Here is a 1021-nt window from a genome sequence, read left to right as displayed (position 1 = left end):
CTGACCGCGGCGTCACCGCGCACCGCACCGGGCGCCAGGAGCCGTCGAGGCCCTGGCGCCCGCGTCGTTCCCGCAGGTCGCCACTGCTAAGGTGGTCGATCGCGCAGGCCCCGTACCCACCCCATCACCCACACGCTGAGGTGCAGAACATGACGGACATCAAGGAGCTGCTCCTCAGCCGCATCCGTGATGTGCAGGACTATCCCGAGCCGGGCGTCCTCTTCAAGGACATCACCCCGCTGCTCGCCGACCCGGCCGCCTTCACGGCCCTGACGGACACGCTCGCCGAGCTGTGCGTCCGGCAGGGCGCCACCAAGGTCGTCGGCCTCGAGGCCCGCGGCTTCATTCTCGGCGCCCCCGTCGCGGTCCGGGCGGGCCTCGGCTTCATCCCGGTCCGCAAGGCGGGCAAGCTCCCCGGCGCCACCCTTGCGCAGTCCTACGACCTCGAGTACGGCTCGGCCGAGATCGAGGTGCACGCCGAGGACCTGTCCGCCGACGACCGCGTCATGATCATCGACGACGTCCTGGCCACCGGCGGCACCGCCGAGGCCGCCGTGCGCCTGGTCCGCCGGGCCGGTGCCGAGGTCGCGGGCGTCGCCGTCCTGATGGAGCTCGGCTTCCTGCCCGGCCGCGAGCGACTGGAGCCGGCCCTCGAAGGAGCCCCGCTCGACACGCTGCTCGTCGTCTGAAACACCAGGTCACAGCAGTCCCGGCGGGCCCTGAGGAATCAGGCGCCCGCCGTCGGCGTTCCGGGGGTGGGCATCGGGCCCACCGGCCGAATACGTTCGGTGGCCGCAGGATCGATACCATGGGGTCCCCGGGACCTGTACGGGGGACCCGTCGCGCACGAGGAGCGCCGTTGCCAGACGAGGCCAAGCCACTCACCGCCGCCAAGCAGGACCAGCAGGCTGCCCCGGCGGCCGGCTCCGGCGCGCCCGCGAAGACCGGGCAGCACGGCTCCGACCGGCCCGCGACGAACGCCAAGCCGGCTCCGCCCGGCGGACGGCCCGCCGCCGCGCAG

The 1021-nt window shown here is 73.7% G+C and carries 1 protein-coding gene; it reads left to right on the top strand.

Annotated features, from left to right (window positions below):
* Nucleotides 1-149 precede the first annotated feature (149 nt).
* Nucleotides 150-689, top strand: a complete 540-nt coding sequence (locus GTW43_RS18825; RefSeq protein ID WP_161303190.1) for an adenine phosphoribosyltransferase — start codon at nt 150-152, stop codon at nt 687-689.
* Nucleotides 690-1021 lie beyond the last annotated feature (332 nt).

This window comes from Streptomyces sp. SID5785, from assembly GCF_009870065.1.
Lineage (GTDB): Bacteria > Actinomycetota > Actinomycetes > Streptomycetales > Streptomycetaceae > Streptomyces.
The sequence above is the reverse complement of the archived record's forward strand: the minus strand, read 5'-3'. Positions and strand labels throughout refer to the sequence as shown.

Bases quoted from the DNA above. Each gene is read 5' to 3' on its own strand.
- GTW43_RS18825 (WP_161303190.1), top strand. From the start codon at position 150: ATGACGGACATCAAGGAGCTGCTCCTCAGCCGCATCCGTGATGTGCAG.